This window comes from Frankia tisae (genome assembly GCF_025403405.1).
GTDB classification, from domain to species: Bacteria; Actinomycetota; Actinomycetes; order Frankiales; family Frankiaceae; genus Frankia; species Frankia tisai.
Map to the genome: position 1 here is coordinate 1 of NZ_JANEZT010000648.1, position 1,517 is coordinate 1,517.

The following is a 1,517-nucleotide window of genomic DNA, read 5'->3' on the forward strand; positions in this document are numbered from 1 at the left end:
CGGCGCCTGGCGCGCTACTCGACGAGCTGCGTTCGATGCTCGCCGGCCAGGGTCTGCCGGTCGCCACCGTCGACCCGCCCGCGCCGGCCACCCCCCGAGCCGGCGGGACAGCCGAGTTGCCCGCCGCGCTGGGCTGGGCGGCCAGCGGCCTGATGTGGCTCACGGGCCCGCCCGGGCGGGCCCCGCTGGTTCCGGACGGGCCGGTGCTGGCCCGCGCCGAGGCGGCAGCCCGGTTGTTCACGGCGTTGTCCTGGCAGCTCGGGCGGGCCGTCTGGCCCGATGCGGCCACGCTGTTGGGCGGCCGGGCCGCGCTGCTGGGGTTGCACCGCCGGGGTGACTGGTCGGCGAACGGGAGCTGCCGGCTGCTGCCGGCTTCGGACGGCTGGATCGCCGTCAACCTCTCGCGCCCCCACGACGTGGACGCCGTGGACGCCCTCGTCGGCGCGCTCGGGGACCAGGTCGGACTGGTCTCGGCCGACCCGTGCCTGCATCCCGTGGAACAGGCGTGGGCGGCCCTGAGCGCGGCGGCGGCCGCCAGGCCGGCCGCTGACGTGGTCGACCTCGCTCGGCTGCTCGCCATCCCGGCCGCAGAGCTCGACGGCCCCCGCCGGCCCACGCCGATTCGGACCCTGTCGACCGCGGGAGCGGTGGGCGTCCGTGCCGAGCCACCCCTGGTCATCGACCTGTCCGCGATGTGGGCGGGTCCACTGTGCGCGCACCTGCTCGGCGAGATCGGGATGCGCGTGGTGAAGGTCGAGAGCGTGCACCGGCCGGACGGGGCACGCCGTGGCGATCCGGACTTCTACGACTGGCTGCATGCCGGTCACGAAAGCGTGGCCCTCGACTTCGCGACCCCGGGTGGCCGGGCCATGCTGCGCCGCCTGGTGGAGCGCGCCGACGTCGTCATCGAGTCATCGCGGCCGCGGGCCCTGGCCCAGCTCGGGCTCGACGCCGCGGAGCTCGTCGCCGCCCGGCCGGGGCGCACGTGGGTGAGCATCACCGGCTACGGGCGGTTCTACACCGACGCCCATGCGGGCCCCGACCCCGTCGCGTTCGGCGACGACGCTGCGGTAGGGGGTGGTCTCGTCGCGTGGGACCGCTCGGGCGGCGGCGACGCCGTGACCCCGGTGTTCTGCGGGGACGCCATCGCCGACCCGCTCACCGGCCTGTTCGCCGCGCTGGCCGCGGCCGCGTCCGTGCTCGGCGGCGGCGGTCATCTGCTCGACGTCGCCATGCGCGAGGTGGCCGCCTGGGCGGCCGCGCCGCCTGCCGCGCCGCCCGCCGAGCCGGTGCCGTGGACCATCACCGGTTGCGATCGGGATGGCTGGACGGTCCACCAGGCCGGCCGGACCCAGCGGGTCCTGCCCCCGCGTCCCCCGCGCGCGGGGGACGCGGTGGGGGAGGCCGGACGGAGGCAGGCCGCCGTCTCCGGAGCGGACACCCGCGCCGTCGTCGACGCACTTCGCCTGGCCTGACGGCGGCGCGGCACACCGCGGGTCAATCGCGGGCTGGTTTTC

General features: G+C 77.1%; 1 protein-coding gene. It reads left to right on the plus strand.

What is annotated here, in order from left to right; genetic code table 11:
• A partial coding sequence (locus NBZ85_RS30820) for a CoA transferase (protein ID WP_308205246.1) occupies window positions 1–1,475 on the plus strand: 1,475 nt, incomplete at its 5' end.
• Between the last annotated feature and the right edge of the window lie 42 nt (window positions 1,476–1,517).